This is a genomic window from Luteimonas granuli, assembly GCF_007795095.1.
Classification (GTDB): domain Bacteria; phylum Pseudomonadota; class Gammaproteobacteria; order Xanthomonadales; family Xanthomonadaceae; genus Luteimonas; species Luteimonas granuli.
Genome location: NZ_CP042218.1, coordinates 329,411 through 348,681, shown reverse-complemented (window position 1 = coordinate 348,681; position 19,271 = coordinate 329,411). Strand labels below are relative to the sequence as shown.

At 71.4% G+C, this 19,271-nt stretch carries 16 protein-coding genes and 1 tRNA gene; 8 read left to right on the top strand and 9 right to left on the bottom strand.

What is annotated here, in order from left to right:
* Positions 1 to 12: 12 nt before the first annotated feature.
* Both tsf and rpsB read right to left on the bottom strand, forming a co-directional pair.
* The gene (tsf, locus tag FPZ22_RS01590; RefSeq protein ID WP_144889650.1) at positions 13 to 882 is read right to left on the bottom strand and encodes a translation elongation factor Ts; all 870 of its coding nucleotides are present in this window, start codon (positions 880 to 882) and stop codon (positions 13 to 15) included.
* An 86-nt stretch (positions 883 to 968) separates the two neighbouring features.
* Entirely contained in the window at positions 969 to 1,802 is an 834-nt protein-coding gene (gene rpsB, locus FPZ22_RS01585; RefSeq protein ID WP_144889648.1) for a 30S ribosomal protein S2, read from the bottom strand.
* A gap of 316 nt (positions 1,803 to 2,118) precedes the next feature.
* Here rpsB and map point away from each other — a divergent pair, with 316 nt between their 5' ends.
* The 5 genes from map to dapE are packed head-to-tail and all read left to right on the top strand — an operon-like array spanning position 2,119 to position 8,172.
* Positions 2,119 to 2,892: a type I methionyl aminopeptidase gene (map, locus tag FPZ22_RS01580; RefSeq protein ID WP_144889646.1), complete on the top strand. Its 774-nt coding sequence runs from the start codon at positions 2,119 to 2,121 to the stop codon at positions 2,890 to 2,892.
* Between the two features lies 1 nt (position 2,893).
* Positions 2,894 to 5,524, top strand: a complete 2,631-nt coding sequence (gene glnD, locus FPZ22_RS01575) for a [protein-PII] uridylyltransferase (protein WP_144889644.1) — start codon at positions 2,894 to 2,896, stop codon at positions 5,522 to 5,524.
* Complete coding sequence (gene dapD, locus FPZ22_RS01570) at positions 5,521 to 6,669, top strand: 2,3,4,5-tetrahydropyridine-2,6-dicarboxylate N-succinyltransferase (protein ID WP_144889643.1); 1,149 nt, start codon at positions 5,521 to 5,523, stop codon at positions 6,667 to 6,669. The genes glnD and dapD overlap by 4 nt, the downstream gene beginning before the upstream one ends.
* A 16-nt stretch (positions 6,670 to 6,685) precedes the next feature.
* Positions 6,686 to 7,045 carry a Spx/MgsR family RNA polymerase-binding regulatory protein gene (locus tag FPZ22_RS01565; RefSeq protein ID WP_144889641.1) on the top strand — a complete coding sequence of 120 codons (360 nt, stop codon included), beginning with the start codon at positions 6,686 to 6,688 and terminating at the stop codon, positions 7,043 to 7,045.
* Positions 7,042 to 8,172, top strand: a complete 1,131-nt coding sequence (dapE, locus tag FPZ22_RS01560; RefSeq protein WP_144889639.1) for a succinyl-diaminopimelate desuccinylase — start codon at positions 7,042 to 7,044, stop codon at positions 8,170 to 8,172. The genes FPZ22_RS01565 and dapE overlap by 4 nt, the downstream gene beginning before the upstream one ends.
* Before the next feature lie 61 nt (positions 8,173 to 8,233).
* On the opposite strand, the gene FPZ22_RS01555 is transcribed toward dapE, so the two are convergent.
* The 6 genes from FPZ22_RS01555 to FPZ22_RS01530 all read right to left on the bottom strand — a co-directional run bounded on the left by FPZ22_RS01555 (position 8,234) and on the right by FPZ22_RS01530 (position 15,245).
* The gene (locus tag FPZ22_RS01555) at positions 8,234 to 8,914 is read right to left on the bottom strand and encodes a hypothetical protein (protein WP_144889637.1); all 681 of its coding nucleotides are present in this window, start codon (positions 8,912 to 8,914) and stop codon (positions 8,234 to 8,236) included.
* 73 nt (positions 8,915 to 8,987) lie between these two features.
* Entirely contained in the window at positions 8,988 to 11,441 is a 2,454-nt protein-coding gene (locus FPZ22_RS01550; protein WP_210412687.1) for a penicillin acylase family protein, read from the bottom strand.
* Between the two features lie 85 nt (positions 11,442 to 11,526).
* On the bottom strand, positions 11,527 to 12,192 hold the full coding sequence (locus FPZ22_RS01545) for a thiopurine S-methyltransferase (protein WP_144893826.1): 666 nt from the start codon (positions 12,190 to 12,192) through the stop codon (positions 11,527 to 11,529).
* Complete coding sequence (gene parC, locus FPZ22_RS01540) at positions 12,192 to 14,435, bottom strand: DNA topoisomerase IV subunit A (RefSeq protein ID WP_144889635.1); 2,244 nt, start codon at positions 14,433 to 14,435, stop codon at positions 12,192 to 12,194. The genes FPZ22_RS01545 and parC overlap by 1 nt, the downstream gene beginning before the upstream one ends.
* Before the next feature lie 48 nt (positions 14,436 to 14,483).
* A complete protein-coding gene (locus FPZ22_RS01535) occupies positions 14,484 to 15,062 on the bottom strand; it encodes a cysteine hydrolase family protein (RefSeq protein WP_144889633.1) in 579 nt (192 codons plus the stop codon).
* A gap of 3 nt (positions 15,063 to 15,065) precedes the next feature.
* The gene (locus tag FPZ22_RS01530) at positions 15,066 to 15,245 is read right to left on the bottom strand and encodes a hypothetical protein (protein WP_144889631.1); all 180 of its coding nucleotides are present in this window, start codon (positions 15,243 to 15,245) and stop codon (positions 15,066 to 15,068) included.
* 170 nt (positions 15,246 to 15,415) lie between these two features.
* On the opposite strand from FPZ22_RS01530, the gene FPZ22_RS13505 reads away from it, so the two are divergent.
* A complete protein-coding gene (locus FPZ22_RS13505) occupies positions 15,416 to 15,589 on the top strand; it encodes a hypothetical protein (RefSeq protein ID WP_168198895.1) in 174 nt (57 codons plus the stop codon).
* An 11-nt stretch (positions 15,590 to 15,600) separates the two neighbouring features.
* Positions 15,601 to 16,512: an NAD(P)/FAD-dependent oxidoreductase gene (locus FPZ22_RS01525; RefSeq protein WP_144889629.1), complete on the top strand. Its 912-nt coding sequence runs from the start codon at positions 15,601 to 15,603 to the stop codon at positions 16,510 to 16,512.
* A gap of 43 nt (positions 16,513 to 16,555) precedes the next feature.
* Here the strand turns inward: FPZ22_RS01525 and FPZ22_RS01520 are convergent.
* Positions 16,556 to 16,640 (bottom strand) — tRNA-Leu (locus tag FPZ22_RS01520).
* A gap of 124 nt (positions 16,641 to 16,764) precedes the next feature.
* On the opposite strand from FPZ22_RS01520, the gene rnr reads away from it, so the two are divergent.
* Positions 16,765 to 19,263 (top strand): ribonuclease R, encoded by a 2,499-nt coding sequence (gene rnr / locus FPZ22_RS01515; RefSeq protein WP_144889627.1) that lies wholly within the window; start codon positions 16,765 to 16,767, stop codon positions 19,261 to 19,263.
* The last annotated feature ends 8 nt before the right edge of the window (positions 19,264 to 19,271 follow it).

Below are 19,271 nucleotides of genomic sequence, written 5' to 3'. Positions count from 1 at the left end.
ACCGGAGGGGACTCAGGCCAGGCCGGCCTGCTTCATCACCTCGGCGGCGTAGTCCTCGACCACCTTCTCGATGCCCTCGCCGACGGCCAGGCGCTCGAAGCGCACGACCTCGGCGCCGGCCGCCTTCAGCACCTGCTCGACGCTCCTGTCGGTGTCGAGCACGTAGGGCTGGCCGTACAGGGTGACCTCGTTGACGATCTTGGCGATCTTGCCGCTGATGATCTTCTCGAGGATGTCGGCCGGCTTGGCCCTGTCCTTGTCGCTCATCTTGGCCAGCTCGATCTCCTTCTCCTTGGCCAGGAACTCGGCGGGGACGTCGGAGGCCTTGTTGTGCGGCGGGTTCATGGCCGCCACGTGCATCGCCAGGCCACGGGCCAGCTCGGCGTCGCCGCCCTCGAGCTCGACCAGCACGCCGATGCGGCCGCCGTGGACGTATCCGGCGATGGTGTTGCCGCTCCGCATCGACACCATGCGGCGCACCTGGACGTTCTCGCCGACCTTGGCGATCAGGGCGGCGCGGGCCTCTTCGACGGTCTGGCCGCCCAGGGCGGCGGCCTTCAGCGCTTCGATGTCGTCGACGCCGACGGCCACATCGGCCACGGCCTCGCAGAACTGCATGAAGTTCTCGTCCTTGGCGACGAAGTCGGTCTCGGAGTTGACCTCGACCAGGACGGCGCGGTCGCCCTTCTGGGCCAGCGAAACGCGGCCCTCGGCGGCGACGCGGTCGGCCTTCTTGTCGGCCTTGGCCAGACCGGACTTGCGCAGCGCCTCGGCGGCGGCGTCGATGTTGCCACCGGCCTCGGTGAGCGCCTTCTTGCACTCCATCATGCCGGCGCCGGTGCGCTCGCGCAGTTCCTTGACCTGGGAAGCGGTGATTTCCATTGGGGACCTCGGGATCTGTGGGTTTTCAAAGTGCGCGGCCGCGCATGGTGGCGCGGCCGCGTTTCAGGCAGGCGATGCCGGGCGCCTTACTCGGCGGCCTTCGCCTCATCGGTGCCGGCTTCGGCTGCAGGCTGCGCATCCGCGGCCTCGGCCTTCTTGCGGGCCGGGGCGCGGCGCGGCTTGTCGCCATCGGCGGCCTCGGTGAACTCTTCCTCGCGCACGGTCGCGGCGCTCGGCGCGGCGGCCTTGCCCTCGAGCACGGCGTCGGCGGCGGCACGGGCGTACAGCTGCACGGCGCGGATGGCGTCGTCGTTACCGGGGATGGCGTAGTCGACCAGGTTGGGGTCGTAGTTGGTGTCGACCACGGCGATCACCGGGATGCCGAGCTTCCTGGCTTCCTTGATCGCGATGTCCTCGTGGCCGATGTCGATCACGAACAGGGCGTCGGGCAGGCGGTTCATTTCCTTGATGCCGCCCAGCGAGGCCAGCAGCTTCTCGCGCTCGCGGCGCAGGCCCAGCACTTCGTGCTTGACCAGCTTGTCGAAGGTGCCGTCGGTCTCGCCGGCCTCGAGCGTCTTCAGGCGCGACACCGAGCCCTTGACGGTGCGGAAGTTGGTCAGCGTGCCGCCCAGCCAGCGCTGGGTCATGTACGGCATGCCGCAGCGCTCGGCCTCTTCCTTGATCGCCTCGCGCGCGCTGCGCTTGGTGCCGACGAACAGGATCATGCCGCGCTTCTGGGCGATGCCCGAGATGAAGTTCATCGCGTCCGAGAACAGCGGGACGGTCTTCTCGAGGTTGATGATGTGGATCTTGCCGCGGGCGCCGAAGATGTAGGGCGCCATCTTGGGGTTCCAGTAGCGGGTCTGGTGGCCGAAGTGGACGCCGGCTTCCAGCATCTGGCGCATGGTGATCTGGGGCATTGCGGTGACTCCTGGTGGGGAACCCGGCCGCCGGGAAAGGGTGGGGCGGCGTGCACGCGCGGGGCGGGCGATGGGTTCCGGGGTTGGGCCTCCCCGCCGCGTCCGCGTCCGAATCCGGCGCGACGGGGCCTGGGCCTCCGCTGCGCCGGACACCCCGGGGCGGGCTGTCGCGGCAGGTGTGTATTCGACGGCGGCGCCCGTCGTGGGCGGTTCCGGCCGGGAAGCCCCGGCGCGTGAACCTGCGGATTGTAGCCCGGGACGGCTTTTGGCGGCAAGGTCGGGGCGCGGGAGCGGCCGGATCGGCGATAATGGCCGCATGATCACCCCCAAGACCCCAGAAGAGATCGAGAAGATGCGCGCCGCCGGCGCACTGGCCGCCGAGGTGCTGCGGATGATCGCCCCGCACGTGAAGCCGGGCGTGAGCACCGGCGAGCTCGACCGCCTCTGTCACGAGCACATCGTCAACGCGCAGCAGGCAACTCCGGCCAACGTCGGCTACAAAGGCTATCCCCGGGCCACCTGCATCTCGGTCAACAACGTCATCTGCCACGGCATCCCGAGCGAGGCCAAGGTGCTGAAGGATGGCGACATCATCAACATCGACGTCACCGTCATCAAGGACGGCTGGCACGGCGACACCAGCCGCATGTACTACGTCGGCACCCCGTCGGTGATGGCGAAGCGGCTGGTGGAAGTGACCCGCGAGGCCATGTTCCACGGCATCCGCGCGGTCAAGCCGGGCGCGACGCTGGGCGACATCGGCCATGCGATCCAGTCCTATGCGGAGAGCGAGCGCTTCAGCGTGGTCCGCGAGTACTGCGGCCACGGGATCGGCCGCGTGTACCACGAGGAGCCGCAGGTGCTGCACTACGGCCGCCCCGGCGAGGGCCTGGTGCTGGAGGAGGGCATGACCTTCACCATCGAGCCGATGATCAACGAGGGCGCGCGGCATACCCGCCTGCTGCCCGATGGCTGGACCGTGGTCACCAAGGACCGGAAGCTGTCGGCGCAGTGGGAGCACACGGTGGCGGTGACCGCCGACGGCGTGGACATCCTCACCCGCCTGCCCGGCGACGACAACGATTTCTGACGTGGACGCGGCCGCGCCCACCGACGCGCCTGGCCGCAGGGACGACGGCGGCGACGCGGCCTGGGCGCAGGCGCGGCGCGAGGCGCTGGCCGCTGCGGACGCAGCCCTGGCCGCGCGTTTCGACCAGGGTGCCGATGCCACCCGCCTGGCGGCCGAGCGCGCGCGCGCAGTCGACGGGATCGTGGCCGCGGCGTGGACGCGCTGCGTGCCGGCGTCCCGCGGCCTGACGCTGTTCGCGGTCGGCGGCTACGGCCGCGGCGAACTGTTCCCGCATTCAGACATCGACCTGCTGGTGCTGGCGGAGGAAGAGCCCGATGCCACCGCCGGCGCGGCGCTGTCACGGCTGTTCGCGCTGCTGTGGGACTGCGGCCTGCCGGCCAGCCATTCGGTACGGACGCTCGCACAGTGCAGCGGGGCAGCGGCCGACCTCACCGTGATGACCGCGCTGCTGGAGGCGCGGCCGATCGTGGCCGACGACGACGCGCCGCTGGCGCTGGCGCGTGCGATCGCGCCCGACCGCGCCTGGCCGGCGCGCGACTTCTTCATCGCCAAGGCCGGAGAGAAGGAGCGCCGGCACGCGCGCTTCGGCGACACTTCGGACAACCTCGAACCGAACCTGAAGGAAGGTCCCGGGGGGCTGCGCGACCTCCAGGTGCTGGGCTGGATGGCGCGTCGCGCCTTCGGCACCCACGAGCTCGGGCCGCTGGTCGCGCTGGGCCACGTCGGCGCCGACGAGGCCGCGGCGCTGGACCGCGAGCGCCGCGCGCTGGGGCGGCTGCGCTACGGCCTGCACCTGGTGGCGGGCCGCGGCGAGGACCGCCTGCGATTCGACCACCAGAAGGCCCTGGCCGCGCGCCTGGGCTTCGCCGACGACGAGCGCACTCTCGGCGTCGAGCAGATGATGCAGGGCTTCTACCGCAGCGCCGCGGTGGTGCGCCGGATCGGCGACCGCCTGCAGCAGCGCTTCGAGGAGCATTTCGATGGCGCCGCGGTGCCGGAGCCGGTGGACGAGCGCTTCGAACTGCGTCGCGGCTACCTCGCCGCCAGCGACAACGATTGGCCGCACGGCGACATCGGCGAAGTGTTCGCGCTGTTCGCGGCCTGGGCGCGGCTGGGCGAGCTGCGCGGCCTGCATACACACACCGCGCGCGCGCTGGCCGAGGCGCTGGATGGGCTGCCCGCGTACACGGCGGCGCCGCCGGAGCAGCGCGCCGGCTTCCTCGAACTGCTGCGCGGGCCGGTGCCGGTACGCACCCTCGAACGCATGGCGCGGCTCGGCGTGCTGGGACGCTGGATCCCGGCCTTCGCGCAGGTGTCGGGGCGGATGCAGTTCGATCTGTTCCACGTCTACACCGTGGACCAGCACACGCTGGCCGTGCTGCGCAACCTGGCGGCGTTCGCGACGGGTGAGCCCGACGAGCGCTTTTCCCAGGCGCATGAGGTGTATCCCACGCTGCGCAAGCCCGAGCTGCTGCTGTTGGCCGGGCTGTTCCACGACATCGCCAAGGGGCGCGGCGGCGACCATTCCGAGCTCGGCGCGGTGGACGCGCGCACGTTCTGCGCGGCACACGGACTGGGCGAGGCCGACACGGCCCTGGTCGAATGGCTGGTGCTGCGCCACCTGCTGATGTCGGTGACCGCGCAGAAGCAGGACATCGCCGACCCTGCGGTGATCCACCGCTTCGCCACCGAGGTCGCCGACCGCGACCGCCTGGACTATCTGTACCTCCTGACCTGCGCCGACATCGCGGGCACCTCGCCCAAGCTCTGGAACGCGTGGAAGGACCGGTTGCTGGCCGACCTGCGCAGCGCCACGCGCCTTGCCCTGCGCCGCGGCCTGGAAAATCCGGTGGCCGCCGCCGAGCGTATTGCCGAGGCCCGCGGCACGGCGCTGGCGCTTCTGGCGGGGCATGGCATCGACGCCGCCAGGGCGGTGGCGCTGCTCGATCGCTTCCCGACGGCCAGCTTCCTGCGCGCGCGCGCCGAGCAGATCGCCTGGCAGGCGCTGGCGCTGCACGAGAGTGGCGAGGCAGGTTCGCAGGCGGTGGTCCGGGCGCGGCTGGTGGCCCCCGGCAGCCCGGCGATGGAGGTCTTCGTGCACGGCCCCGACCGCGACGGGCTGTTCGCGGCGATCGTGGTGACGCTCGACCGGCTGGGCCTGGCGATCCAGCAGGCGCGCGCGCTCGACGGGCCGGGCAACACGGTGTTCGACAGTTTCCAGGTGCTGCCCGATGACGCCCGCGGCGACTGCGATCCGAAGGCGGTGGCGCGCAAGCTGGGCGCGGTGCTTGCCGGGCCGATCGATGACGTCCGCCCCGCGATGCGCACGCAGCCGCGGCATCTGCGCCATTTCAGGATCGTCCCGGAGGTCGAGTTCGCGACCAGCGCCGACCACAGCGCCACCGTGCTGAGCCTGGTCTGCACCGACCGGCCCGGGTTGCTGGCCGACGTCGCGCACGTGCTGCGCAGCGAAGGCCTGCGGGTGCACGATGCCCGCATCGCGACCTTCGGCGCCCGTGCCGAGGACGTGTTCCGGGTCACCGGACAGGACAAACAGCCGCTGGACGAGGCCGCATGCGCACGCCTGCGCGCGGCCTTGCTGGCACGGATCGATGGAGAACCCCGCAGATGAGCACAAGGAAACCAGCGGCAAAGAAGGCGGTCGCGAAGAAGGCCGCCACGACGAAGGCCGCCACGACGAAGGCCGCCACGACGAAGGCAGTCGCGAAGAAGGCAGTCGCGAAGAAGGCGGTCGCCAAGAAGGCCGCGCCGGCGAAAGCAGGCGCAGGCAGCGCGGCGAAGAAGATCCCGATAAAGAAGGCCGCGGCGAAGAAGATCGCGCGCTCCGGAGCGGGGGCGCCCGCGGCGACTGTGCCGACGGTTCCCGCGCCGGGCGTCCTTGGCTCGCCCCGGAAAGCCGTCGTCCCCGCCACGCCCCGCGGCCCCGACCAGGATCTCGCGGTGATGATCGACAGCGCCTGGGAACGGCGCTCGACGCTGACCCCTGAGGAGCTTGAGGGCTCCACGCGTCCCATGGTCGAACGCGTGATCGAAGGCCTGGAGGAAGGCCGCCTGCGGGTCGCGGAACCTGACGGCCACGGTGGCTGGACCGTGAACGAATGGTTGAAGAAGGCCGTGCTGCTCTATTTCCGCGTGCAGGAAATGGAGGCCGGCGAGCAGTACCCGGCGCCGTACTGGGACAAGATCCCGATGCGCTTCGCCGACTTCGACGAGGCCGCGTTCCGCAAGCTCGGCGCGCGCGTGCTGCCGGGCGCTATCGCGCGCAGCGGCAGCTACATCGGCCGCGACGTGGTGCTGATGCCGTCCTTCGTCAACATCGGCGCGTACATCGGCGCCGGCACCATGGTCGACACCTGGGCCACGGTCGGTTCCTGCGCCCAGGTCGGCAAGCATTGCCACATCTCCGGCGGCGCCGGCATCGGCGGCGTGCTGGAGCCGCTGCAGGCGGCGCCGACGATCATCGAGGACCACTGCTTCATCGGCGCGCGCTCGGAGGTGGTGGAGGGCGTCATCGTCGGCCACCACAGCGTGATCGGCATGGGCGTGTTCCTGGGCCAGTCGACGCGCATCTACAACCGCATGACCGGCGAGGTGGGCTATGGCGTGGTGCCCCCGGGCAGCGTCGTGGTCGCCGGTTCGCTGCCCGCGGCCGACGGCTCGCATTCGCTGTACTGCGCGGTGATCGTCAAGCAGGTCGATGCGCGCACGCGCGCCAAGACCTCGGTCAACGAGCTGCTGCGCGGCCACGCGCAGTGATCCGGGGGAGGCAGGCATGACGACGCTCTACGGGCTGAAGAACTGCGACACCTGCAGGAAGGCGCGGAAGTGGCTGGACCGCTTCGGCGTCGGGCACGTCTTCGTCGACTACCGGGACGAGAAGCCGTCGCCGGAAACGCTGGTGGACTGGGCCGGCAAGCTGGGCGGCTTCGAGGCGATGGTCAACCGGTCTTCGACGACCTGGCGCGAGCTGCCCGCCCACCGCAAGGCCGCGGGCTCGGACGCGGAGTGGAAGCTGCTGCTGCGCGAGTACCCGCAGCTGCTCAGGCGGCCGGTGGTGGTCACCGACGACGGTGCCGTGACCCAGGGCTTCAGCGACAACGGTTTCAAGAAGCGCTTCGGGATCGACGGATGAGCGAGGTGCTGGCACTGGCGTGTGCGCTGATCGCGCGGCCCTCGATCACGCCGGACGACGCCGGCTGCCAGGCGCTGCTGGCCGGCCGGTTGCTGCGCGCCGGCTTCACCTGCGAGTCGCTGCGCTTCGGCGCGGTCGACAACCTGCTCGCCACCCACGGCGAGGGCGGGCCGGTGCTGCTGCTGCTCGGGCACACCGACGTCGTGCCGCCGGGACCGCGCGAAGCCTGGTCCAGTGATCCCTTCGTGCCCGAAGAGCGCGGCGGGATGCTGTACGGGCGCGGCGCGGCCGACATGAAGGGCAGCGTCGCGGCCTTCGTGGTCGCGCTCGAGCGCTTCGTGGCCGCGCATCCGGACCATCCGGGGACGGTGGCGCTGCTGCTGACCTCCGACGAAGAGGGCGACGCCATCGACGGCGTGCGCCGCGTGGCCGAGGAGTTCCGCCGCCGCGGCCAGCGCATCGACTGGTGCATCACCGGCGAGCCCTCGTCGACGCGCCGCCTGGGCGACCTGGTCCGGGTCGGACGTCGGGGCTCGCTGTCGGCGGCGCTCACGGTGCGCGGCGTGCAGGGACACGTTGCCTATCCCGAGAAGGCGCGCAACCCGGTGCACCGGGCGCTGCCGGCGCTGGCGGAGCTGGTGGCGCGGCGCTGGGACGAGGGCTACGAAACCTTCCCGCCCACCAGCCTGCAGGTCAGCAACGTCGCCGCCGGCACCGGTGCCGGCAACGTCATCCCCGGCGAGCTGCGGGTGGACTTCAACCTGCGCTTCAACCCGCACTGGACCGCGTCGCGGCTGGAGTCGGAGATCGAGGGCCTGCTGGCGCGCCACGGTCTCGACTTCGACCTGCGTTGGCATCGCAGCGGGGAACCCTTTTTCACGCCCGAGGGGCCACTGCGCGCGACCGTCAGGGAGGCCGTGGCGCGGACGCTGGGCGTGATTCCCGAGGAAAGCACGGGTGGTGGTACGTCCGATGCCCGCTTCATCGCGCCCCTGGGGACGCAGTGCATCGAACTGGGACCGGTCAACGCCAGCATCCACCAGGTCGACGAACACGTGTCGGTCGCGGACCTCGAGGCGCTGCCGGGACTCTACTTCGCGCTCGTGGAGCGCCTGCTCGCGCGCTGAATCCGGTCGGCGCGCGGCAGGATCCGGGCATGCGGCCGGGGCCGCATGGCCAATGCGTGCATCAGCCGCCGCGACCGTTGTTGCCGCGATCCTTGCCCTTGTTCCCGCGACCGCCGTTGCCCTTGTCGCCTTGGCCGGCGGCCTTGCCGGCATCGCCGCGCTTGCCCTGGTAGCCGGGGCCTGAGCCGGCACTGTCGCGCTGCGGGCCCTTGCCGGCCTTGCCCTCGCCTGCCTTGCCCCGACGGGGCCCGCTCGTGGACCAGTCGACGCGGACCGGGCGATCGATCACCACCGTGTGTCCCCAGCGCCCGTAGGTATCGACCTGGCCCCGCTTGAGTGCGTGGAAGGCGTCGGAGCCGGGCTTGATGCCGAGCCGCTTCGCGACCGCGCCCCAGCCCTGGCCCGGGGCGCGGTCGTATTCGCGGACCACGTCGAGGCAGGGGATTCCGAGGGCGTGCGCCATCGCGCAGGCGAAGTACACGTCGCCGGGCGCCCAGCCGCGGCGGTCGAGCAGTTCCACCAGCAGCGGGCGCGGCGCGCCGTAGTGGCCATGCATCTCGTCGATGAACGGATCCCGGTGGCGCCGGCCGTAATCGTTGATCTCGACCAGGCGTGTATCGACCCAGACGTCGCCGGTACGGGTGTTGTAACCGACTGTCTGCGCGCTGGAGGTCGCGGCGACCGATGCGAGCGCGAAGCCGAGCACCAGGAACGACAGGCGGGAGCTGCGGAAGATTGCCATGGGCGTGTTTCCTCGATCCGGAGAGCGTGTGCGGCCAGTCTGCCGGGATGGCCTGAATGGGTGATGATGCCGCTCAGCGCGGCGCGAGCACCAGCGAGTGCGCCGCCGCTCCGGGCAGGAACGGCGAAGGACGACCCTGCACCCAGTCCGCGTGCCCCGCGCCCCAGAACGGTGACAGGGGATGGCCGCTCTGGCCGCCGGGCTGGTGGATGATGCCATCGGCCTCGCGGCCGGGTGCCACCACCATCCGCTGCGACGCGCCCATCGACGGCGCCTGGACCCGCGGCATGTGGACATCGCCCGGCAGCGGATCCGCCGGCATGCAGAGGTGCCGGCGCAGCCGCCCCGGGAGGGCGGCGGACAGCGGATGGCAGATACGCGCGATGTTGGCCTCGCCCCAGCTGCGTTCGGCGAGCGGACCCAGCGCTGCGAGTCCGTCACGCACCTGGACCGCGGCATCCTCGAACAGCGCGTCCCAGCTGGCGTGGGCAGCCGGCAACAGGTGCCCGGGACGCTGCGTGACCAGGGGCCATGCCACGCCCTCGAGCTGCGGCAGCGCCGGCATCGTGAACTCCTCGCCCAGGGCGTCGCGCGCCGGTGCCAGCAGGCCCTTGGCGATCCGCTCGTTCACGGCCAGTCGCCATGCGCGCACCAGCCGGTAGCCGGTGGAGTTGATGGAGGCGCGACCGTCCCAGTCCGCGCCGGCCTCCGCCAGCGCGGTCAGGGCGGGCGTTCCCTGGACCCGGGCGCGTTCGCCGAGCAGGTCGTGCCAGCGCTGCAGGAACAGGGCCCGGTCGTCGAGCTGGATGGCGAGCAGGGCGGACTCGTCGAAGCGTTCGACCGCCCGCAGCGCGTCGCGGATCTGCGCGCCCCGGGCGCCGTTGACGTAGCCACCGTCGCCGATCGTGGCGAGCGCCGCGCCATCCACCACCCGCGAATTGGCGGTCCAGATGCGGTCGGCGGTGGGCGATGCCAGGGTCGGGCCGATGCGCGTGCTCATTCCCCAGGGCGCGCAGGCGGCGTTGCCCGTGGTGGCGACCGGGGCGAGCGCTTCGCAGGAGGCGCCGCGCTGCGGGATCGGGCCCAGCACGCGCCACGCGATGCGCCCGCCGCTGTCGCCGATCACCAGGTTCTGGCTGGGCAGCGCGATGTCCCGGGCGAGCACCAGCGCCTGTTCCACGTCCGCCGCCCGGGACAGCGACAGCAGGCCCAGGTTGATCGCACCGGGCAGGTGCGCGGTCCAGCGCAGGCTCAGCACGCGGCCGCCGTCCGCTTCGTGCATCACCGGCCCCCAGGCGGATTCCTCGACCACGAACTCGACCGGGTCGGCGCCCGCGACCCCGATCAGTTCCCGATGGGCCGCCAGTTCGACGCAGTCGTCGGGATTTCCGGCGTTCGCGGCCTTCCCGGCCGGTGCCAGGGGCTCGATGGCTGCGACCCGCTGCGCGGCGATGCCGCGCACGGCGCATGGCCGCTCCAGCGCCCAGTCCAGGTAGTCGCCATAGCTGTTGGTGAAGCCCCAGGCGACGTGGCCGTTGCTGCCGACGATCACCGCCGGAAGGCCGGGCAGGGTGAAGCCGGAGACATCGATGCGGCCGCCGGGCGCGCGCGGATCGGAATAGGATAGCCGTGCCCGGAACCAGATGCCGGGCGCGCGCAGGCCGAGGTGCATGTCGTCGGCGACGATCGCCGCACCGTGCGCGGTCAGGCTGCCGGCGACGGCGAAGTTGTTGCTGCCCGGCGCGGCCGGCTCGAGGGCTTCGACCGGCGTCGGGCCGGAGCGGCGATCGGCGCCCCCGTCGCCCGCCGCGGCAAGCGCCCGCAGGTCCAGGATCTCCGGCGCGGGCAGCACCGCATCGCCGAGCGCCGGACCCACGAGCGGCGAATCCCAGGCCGAACCGGGGTGCGTCACCAGCGCGTACAGCGATTGGGGCAGGTGCGGCCGGATCTTCCACAGGGCCAGCTCGCGGGCGTTGGCCGCGTCGTGCAGGTCGAAGTACATGGCGTACCCGACCAGCACCGAATCCTCGGCGCGCCACGGCTCCGGCCTGGCGCGGAGAAGCAGGTAGGCCCAGGGCCGCGCGCGCAGCGCGCCCAGCCCGGCGTTGACGCCTTCCGCATAGGCGGCGAGCAGTTCGCGCTCCGCGACGGAGGCGGCGTCGACCGCCGTCCGGGCCCGGGCACGCATGCGGTGCACGCGGTGCGCGCGGTCGGCGTCGAGCGCCATCGGACCGAACAGTGCGGACAGTTCGCCGGCCGGGGACCGCCGCATCAGGTCCATCTCGAAAAAGCGTTCCTGCGCGTGCACGTAGCCCAGCGCGCGCATCGCGTCGGTTTCTCCGGCGGCCTCGACCGTCACCACGCCCAGCGCGTCGCGCGATACGGAGACCGGTGCCGAGAGCCCCGCCAGCGCGGCTTCGCCGTCGATCTGCGGCAGGCTCCCGCGCAGCGCGCACCAGGCGGCCAGCAGCACGAATACGGCAAGTGCCGCCGACAGCAGCGCGATCCGCAAGGTCCAGCGAAGCATGGTGTTTCCCCCGAAGCCCCGCCGCATTGTAATGCGGTCCCCGCGACGGCCGGATTCCAGTGCGTCCGGGGTTCCGCGCCGGCTGTCAGGGCCGGGGGTGCCGCTCCAGCCGCCAGACCGAGGTCGTCAGCGAACTGACGCCGGCGTCGATGAAGCGCGGCTCTGCGGGAAGGATGTCGGCGCGCTCGAGCAGGACGGGCGACCAGTCTCCGCCGAACAGCGCCTCGACCTCCGCCGCCTCGACCGCGAACGGCGGCCCGGCCTTCTCCGTCTGCGGATACTCCAGTGTCACGAGCAATCCCCGGCAGCCCCCGGGCAGCGCGGCCCAGGTGGTGGCGGCATAGCGACGTCGCATGTCGGGTGGCAGCGCGATCAGCGCGGCCCGGTCGAAGACGCCGGCACAGTCCGCCAGAGTCTCGCGGTCGAGCGCGAAGGCGTCGCCCACGATGATCTCGAACGGGCCGGCCGCATGATGCACGCCGAACACCGTTTCCTGCAGGGAAGGCACCAGCCCCTGCCCGGCGAAGAAGTCGCGGACGGCGATGTCGGACAGCTCGACGCCGAGCACCCGGTGGCCGCGGTCCGCCAGCCAGCGCATGTCCAGGCTCTTGCCGCACAGCGGCACGAACACGGTGCTGCCGGCCGGCAGCCCCAGCGCGTCCCAGTGACGCTCGAGCTGCGGCGTGACCGATGCCTGGTGGAAGCCGATGCGGCCCTCGCGCCAGCGCTCGTGCCAGAAGCCGGGCTCCATCATTCCACCGAAAGCGCGTCGACCTTCTGCCAGCCGCGCGGCAGCAGGCCACCGCGGCTGCCGCGCGCGCCGAGCCAGGCCTCGAGGTCGCGCCAGGACAGGGTCATGGTGCGCGCGCCCGAATGGACCAGCAGGCTGCCACCCTCGGGCACCGCAGCCACGGACACTACGCGCTCGGTGCCGCGCTTGGCCTTCGGGATCTCGATGATCTTGTTGCCCTTGCCACGGTCCAGCTCCGGCAACTCCGACAGCGGGAAGGCGAGCAGGTGGCCGGCGCTGGTCGCGGCCACGATGCGGTCGCCCTCGACGCTGGCGACCGGCGCCGGCTGGAGCACGCGCGCGCCCTCGGGCAGGCTGATCATGGCCTTGCCGGCCTTCTGGCGTCCGATCAGGTTCTCGAAGCGAGTGACGAAGCCGTAGCCGGCCGACGAGGCCAGCACGAAGCGCGCGTCGGCCTCGCCGGTGGCCATGGCCACGAAGGTGGCGCCGGGCGCCGGCGAGAAGCGCCCGGTAAGCGGATCGCCGTTGCCGCGCGCCGAGGGCAGGCCGTGGGTGAGCGTGGAGTAGGCGCGGCCGGTCGAGTCGAGGAAGGCGACCTGGTGGGTGCTGCGGCCGCGCACCGAGGCCAGCAGCGCGTCGCCCTCGCGATAGGACAGGGTCGAGGCGTCGACGTCGTGGCCCTTGGCCGCCCGCACCCATCCCTTCTGGCTCAGCACGACGGTGACCGGTTCGCTGGCCACCAGGTCGGTCTCCGCCAGCGCCTGCGCCGCGCCGCGCGCGACCAGGGGCGAGCGGCGGGCGTCGCCGAATTTCTTCGCATCGGCCAGCAGCTCGTCCTTGATCAGCTTGCGCAGTTTCGCCCTGCTGCCGAGGGTGGCGATGAGCTGGTCGCGTTCGCGGTCGAGTTCGTCCTGCTCGCCACGGATCTTCATCTCCTCCAGGCGCGCCAGCTGGCGCAGGCGGGTCTCGAGGATGTAGTCGACCTGCTCGTCGCTGAGCGCGAAGCGCGCCTGCAGGACCGCGCGCGGCTCGTCCTCGGTGCGGATGATGCGGATCACCTCGTCCAGGTTGAGGAACGCGACCAGCAGGCCTTCCAGCAGGTGCAGCCGGCGCTCGACCTTGTCCAGCCGGTGCTGCAGGCGGCGGGTGACCGTGTCGGCCCGGAACGACAGCCACTCCTGCAGCAGGGTGCGCAGGTCCTTGACCTGCGGCCGGCCGTCGCGGCCGATGATGTTGAGATTGACCCGGTAGCTCTTCTCCAGGTCGGTGGTCGCGAACAGGTGGCCCATGAGCTGTCCGGCGTCGATCCGGTTCGAGCGCGGGATCAGCACCACGCGGACCGGGTTGGCGTGGTCGGACTCGTCGCGGATGTCCTCCAGCCAGGGCAGCTTCTTCGCCCGCATCTGCGCCGCGATCTGCTCGATCACCTTGCCCGGGCTGACCTGGTAGGGCAGCGCGGTGACCACGATGTTCTGGCCCTCCTTCACGAAGGTGGCGCGCGCACGCACGCTGCCGTGGCCGCTCTCGTACATGGCGCGCAGGTCGGCCGCCGGGGTGATGATCTCGGCTTCGGTGGGGTAGTCCGGGCCGCGGATGTGCTCGCAGAGGTCGGCCACGGTGGCGTCGGGATCGTCCAGCAGGCGCACGCAGGCGCTGACCACCTCGTTGAGGTTGTGCGGCGGCACGTCCGTGGCCATGCCCACGGCGATGCCCGTGGTGCCGTTGAGAAGCAGGTGCGGCAGGCGCGCCGGGAGCCAGGTCGGTTCCTCGAGCGTGCCGTCGAAGTTCGGCGCCCAGTCCACCGTGCCGTGGGCGAGTTCGCCGAGCAGGACTTCGGCGATCGGCGTCAGCTTCGACTCCGTGTAGCGCATGGCCGCGAATGACTTCGGGTCGTCGGGAGAGCCGAAGTTGCCCTGGCCTTCGATCAGCGGGTAGCGGTAGCTGAAGGGCTGGGCCATCAACACCAGGGCCTCGTAGCAGGCGCTGTCGCCGTGCGGATGGAACTTGCCGATCACGTCGCCGACGGTGCGCGCGGACTTCTTGGGCTTGGAGGCCGCGTTCAGCCCCAGCTCGCTCATCGCGTAGATGATCCGCCGCTGCACCGGCTTCAGTCCGTCGCCGATGAAGGGCAGGGCACGGTCGAGCACCACGTACATCGAGTAGTCGAGGTAGGCGCGCTCGGCGTACTCGCGCAGGGGGATCTGTTCGAAGCCGTGGAAGGCGGGTCGGACGGGGTCGTTCATGAAGGCGTTCGCGGAAGCGGAACCGCCGATTCTACCGGGGTGCCGCGCTCAGGCGTCGGCCGCCGCCGGCCTTCCGCACCAGGCCTCCGCGGCGCTGGCGGAGACCAGCCGCGCCGCCTTCGATCCTTCCAGGACCCTGAAGGTGCTCTGCCGCAGCGCCGGCTGCCCGGCCACCGCCTCGCGCGCCACCGCCACTTCGAACTCGCGCGCATTGGCGTCGATGGCGGTGGCGAGCACGCAGCTTTCCAGCGCCATGCCCGTGACCAGCAGGCGGCGCACGCCCAGCTTCGCCAGCAGCACGGGCAGTGCAGTGGCGAGGAAGGCGGAGTGCTTGGGCTTCAGCAGGTAGTGGTCCTCGGGCCCGGGCTCGAGTCGTGCAGCGATCTCGCGCGCTGCCCCTTCAGTGGCCGCGGCCATGGCGACGAGCTCGCGGAAGTCCGACTTCCATCGCGCGAAGTTGTCGTTGGCGTAGATCACCGGCCAGCCACGCTCACGGAAGCGCTTGCGCAGGACGTGGATGCTGCGCGCGGCGCGGACGGCGGCGGGTGCGATGCGGTCGGCGGTCGGAAAGTCGAACAGCCCGATCATGTCCACGATCAGCAGGGCCGGGACGACGCGTCCGGCCATGGCTCAGTCCGGCGCCTTGGCGGGCACGAACGGGGAGGTGGGATCGCTGGCCGGGAAGGTCTCCTCCAGCGCCTCGTCCTGGTTCTCGCTCTCCCTGTGCTTGCGCTCCCGGCGCTCGCCCGGCGTCTCTTCGTGGCGGGGCTTGTCCGGATCTTCGGGCAGATCCTTGCGGTCGCGGCTCATGGCGGCTCTCGGCATGTGGCGGAGGGAATGTCTTAGCGCCGCGGACGTTGCGGTCGCGTGACCGCATCCTCGGCCTGGCGCGGTCCCACCGCCGCCGCGCGATCACGCCTCCTTGCACCGTCGCGGCGCAGGGTGGATGCATGTCCGGCACGGAACAGGAGACCGCCGCCATGCCCGATCGAGAACGCTCCCGGGATGAACGACCCGGCCGCGAGGACCGCCCCTATCCGCACGGCACCGGCGACCGCAACGCATGGTCGCCCACGCGCAAGAATCCCATGCCGCTGCACGAGGGCGGCACGCAGCGCAAGAGCGCGCCGGAACCCGCCGAAGATGGCGACTGAAGGCGGACGGCATGTCGGCCCTCATCGACGTGATCGTCGTCGGCGGCGGGCCGGCGGGACTGACCGCGGCCAGCTACCTGCGCCGCTTCCATCGCAGCTGCCTGGTACTGGACGCCGGTGACAGCCGCGCGCGGTGGATTCCGGAAAGCAACAACTGCCCCGGGTTTCCGCATGGAGTCTCGGGCGCCGAACTGCTGCGCCGCATGCGCGAGCAGGCGTTCTCGGTGGATGCCCGCATCGAGGACGCCAGCGTGGACCGGATCGTTCCCTGCGACGAGGGCTTCGAGGTCGGTGCCGACGCACGCACCTGGCGCGCGCGGAAGGTGATCCTCGCCACCGGGCTCCGCGACCGCCTGCCCGATGCTTCCTGGGTGCCGGAGGCCGTGGCCTGCGGTGCGCTGCGCCTGTGTGCGGTCTGCGACGCCTACGAGGCCAGCGACCAGGTGATCGGCGTGCACGGGCCGGGCGATGCGATCGGTGCGCACGCGAAGTACCTGCGCGCGTACTCGCCCGCCGTCCACGCGCTGCCGCTGGATGCCGACGATGGCGGTGCCGCCGGCGCGGAGGCGCGCGCCGCCGGGGTGGAGTGGCAATCCGGCGGCGGCCGGCTCGAGTTCGACGGCCGGCGCTGCCGGTACGTCGCGCCCGACGGGGCCAGCGTCGTGCTCGACGCGGTGTATGTCTACCTGGGCCACGACACCAACGCCGGCATCGCCGCGCGCGCGGGGGCCGCGCTCACGCCCGAGGGCGAGATCATCGTCGATGGTGACCAGAAGACGCGACTGGACGGGCTCTACGCCATCGGCGACGTGGTCAGCGGGCTCAACCAGATCTCCGTCGCGGTCGGGCATGCCGCCATCGCGGCCACGCACGCGCACAACGCCCTGCCGTTCGTCGCGCGGAAAACAGAAAACCCGCGCTGATGCGCGGGTTTTCGTGGTCTCCGGTGGCCGGAGCCGTGTGCCTTGGTGCCCAGGAGAGGACTCGAACCTCCACGGTTTTACCCGCTAGTACCTGAAACTAGTGCGTCTACCAATTCCGCCACCTGGGCAGGTGGGCGCGTATGGTGCGTTGCGGCGTCGGTTCTGTCAACGGTCCGCGTCGCGCGGCAGGCGCTTCCGCCCTGGATGGCTGCCGCCCACGGACCATCCACGGCGCGCGCGTACAATCGCCGGATGACGAAAACCACCGGGAAGCGCGGCAGCGGCCGCGGCAAGAGCTCCGCACCTGCGGAGAAGGCGAAGCGTGCCTCCGGGCCGCCTGGCAAGGGAGCCCCGGCCACGGCCGGCAAGGCCAGGGCAAAGCCCGCCCCGCAACCTGGGTGGATGCCCGACCCGGGCCTGCTTCGCGCCATGAAGCCGCGCACCGCGGAAGCCGCGCCGCCCGCCCCGGCACCGGAACGGGGCAAGGGCGGTCGCCGCGGCTTCGACGATCCCCAGGCCCAGCGCGAAGCCAGCCGCTACGAGAACCCCATTGCCAGCCGCGAGGCGATCCTGCAGGCGCTGTCCGACGCCGACGGCCCGATGGACGCCGAGGCCCTGCAGCAGATCCTCGGCCTGACCGATCCCGACCGCGCCGCGGCGCTCGACAAGCGCCTGGCGGCGATGCTGCGCGACGGCCAGGTGTTGAAGAACCGCCGCCGCGGCTTCGTGCCCGCGGCGCGCGCGGACCTGATTCCCGGCACGGTGATCGCCAATCCGGAAGGCTTCGGCTTCCTGCGCCCCGAGAGCGGCGTCGGCGACGACCTGTTCCTGCCGCCGTTCGAGATGCGCAAGGTCATGCACGGCGACCGCGTGCTCGGCAGCGTCACCGGGGTCGACCGCCGCGGCCGCCGCGAGGGCGTGATCGTCGAGGTGCTGGAGCGCCGGGTCACCCGCCTGATCGGGCGCTTCGCGCTCGAGCACGGCATCAGCTACGTGGTGCCCGACGACCGCCGCATCCAGCGCAACGTGCAGGTCCCGACCGACGAGCGCCTGGATGCGCGCGACGGCCAGCTGGTGGTCTGCGAGATCGTGACCCCGCCCGACAGCCATCGGCCGCCGATCGGCCGCGTGCTCGCGGTGCTGGGCGACAGATTGACCGCGTCGATCGCGGTCGAGGCCGCGATCCACGGCTACGACATCCCGCATGAATTCCCGACCGAGGTGCTCGACGCCGCCGCCGAGGTGCCGGTGGACGTCGACTCCGCCACCGCCGACCGCCGCCTCGACCTGCGGAAGCTGCCGCTGGTGACCATCGACGGCGAGGACGCCAAGGACTTCGATGACGCGGTGTACTGCGAACCCAATCGCGACGGCTTCCGCCTCATCGTGGCGATCGCCGACGTCTCGCACTACGTGCGCCCGGGCGAGCCGCTGGACGGGGAGTCGCAGAAGCGCGCGACCTCGGTCTATTTCCCCGGCTTCGTGGTGCCGATGCTGCCGGAGACGCTCTCCAACGGCATCTGCTCGCTGAAGCCCAGGGTCGACCGCCTCTGCTTCGCCTGCGACATGCAGATCGACCGTCGCGGACAGCTGGTGTCCTACGCGTTCCACGAAGCGGTGATGAACTCGCACGCGCGCCTGACCTATACCCAGGTCTGGAACGCCGTGGGCGATGGCATCCCCGACGCCGACCGTGAAGCCGCGCACGCGTTCATCGGCCCGCAGATCGAGCAGGTGCGCCGCCTGCACCAGCTCTACAAGGTGTTCGAGAAGGCGCGCCAGGCGCGCGGCGCGATCGATTTCGAGACCAGCGAGGTGCGCTTCGTGCTCGGCCCGCAGGGCGAGGTCACCCAGGCGGGCATGATCCAGCGCAACGACGCCCACAAGCTGATCGAGGAATGCATGATCGCGGCCAACGTGGCCGCCGCGCACGCCCTGCTGGAGACCGGCATCCCGGCGCCGTTCCGCGACCACGACCGCCCGCCGGAGGGCAAGTACGCGGACCTGCTGGAGTTCCTGAAGGAGTTCCAGCTGCGCCTTCCGCCCTGGGCGAAGGTGCAGCCGAAGGATTTCCGCAAGCTGCTGGAGACCGTGCGCGACCGCCCCGACGCCGCGCTGCTCGAGTCGGTGCTGCTGCGCAGCCAGTCGCTGGCGGTGTACGCCCCGGACAACATCGGCCACTTCGGTCTGGCGCTGGAGGCCTACGCGCACTTCACCTCGCCGATCCGCCGCTACGCCGACCTCCTGGTGCACCGCGCGATCAAGCATGCGCTGGCTGGCGGACACGTGGCGAAGTACACCTATACCGCGCACGAAATGGCGGCGCTGTCGCTGCAGTGCTCGGAGCGTTCGCGCCGCGCCGACGAGGCCCAGCGCGAGGTCGACGAGCGCTACCGTGCGGCCTGGATGGAAGAACACGTCGGACGCGAGTTCGACGGCGTGGTCAGCGGCGTGACCAGTTTCGGCCTGTTCGTCGAGCTCGACGAATCCAAGGTCAACGGCCTGGTGCACGTGACCCAGCTGCCCAACGACTTCTATCATTTCGATCCCATCCGCAAGACACTTACCGGCCAGCGCTCCGAGCGCGAGTACCGGCTGGGCGACCGGGTGCGCATCGTGGTGCTGAAGGCCAGCGTGGAAGAGCTCAAGATCGACTTCAGGCTGGTGGAGGAAGGCCTGCGCCGCGCCGGGGAGCCGAAGCCGCCCGCGCCGCGCGGGCAGCCGGCCAAGCGCGCCAAGCGGAAATACTGACGGGGAAC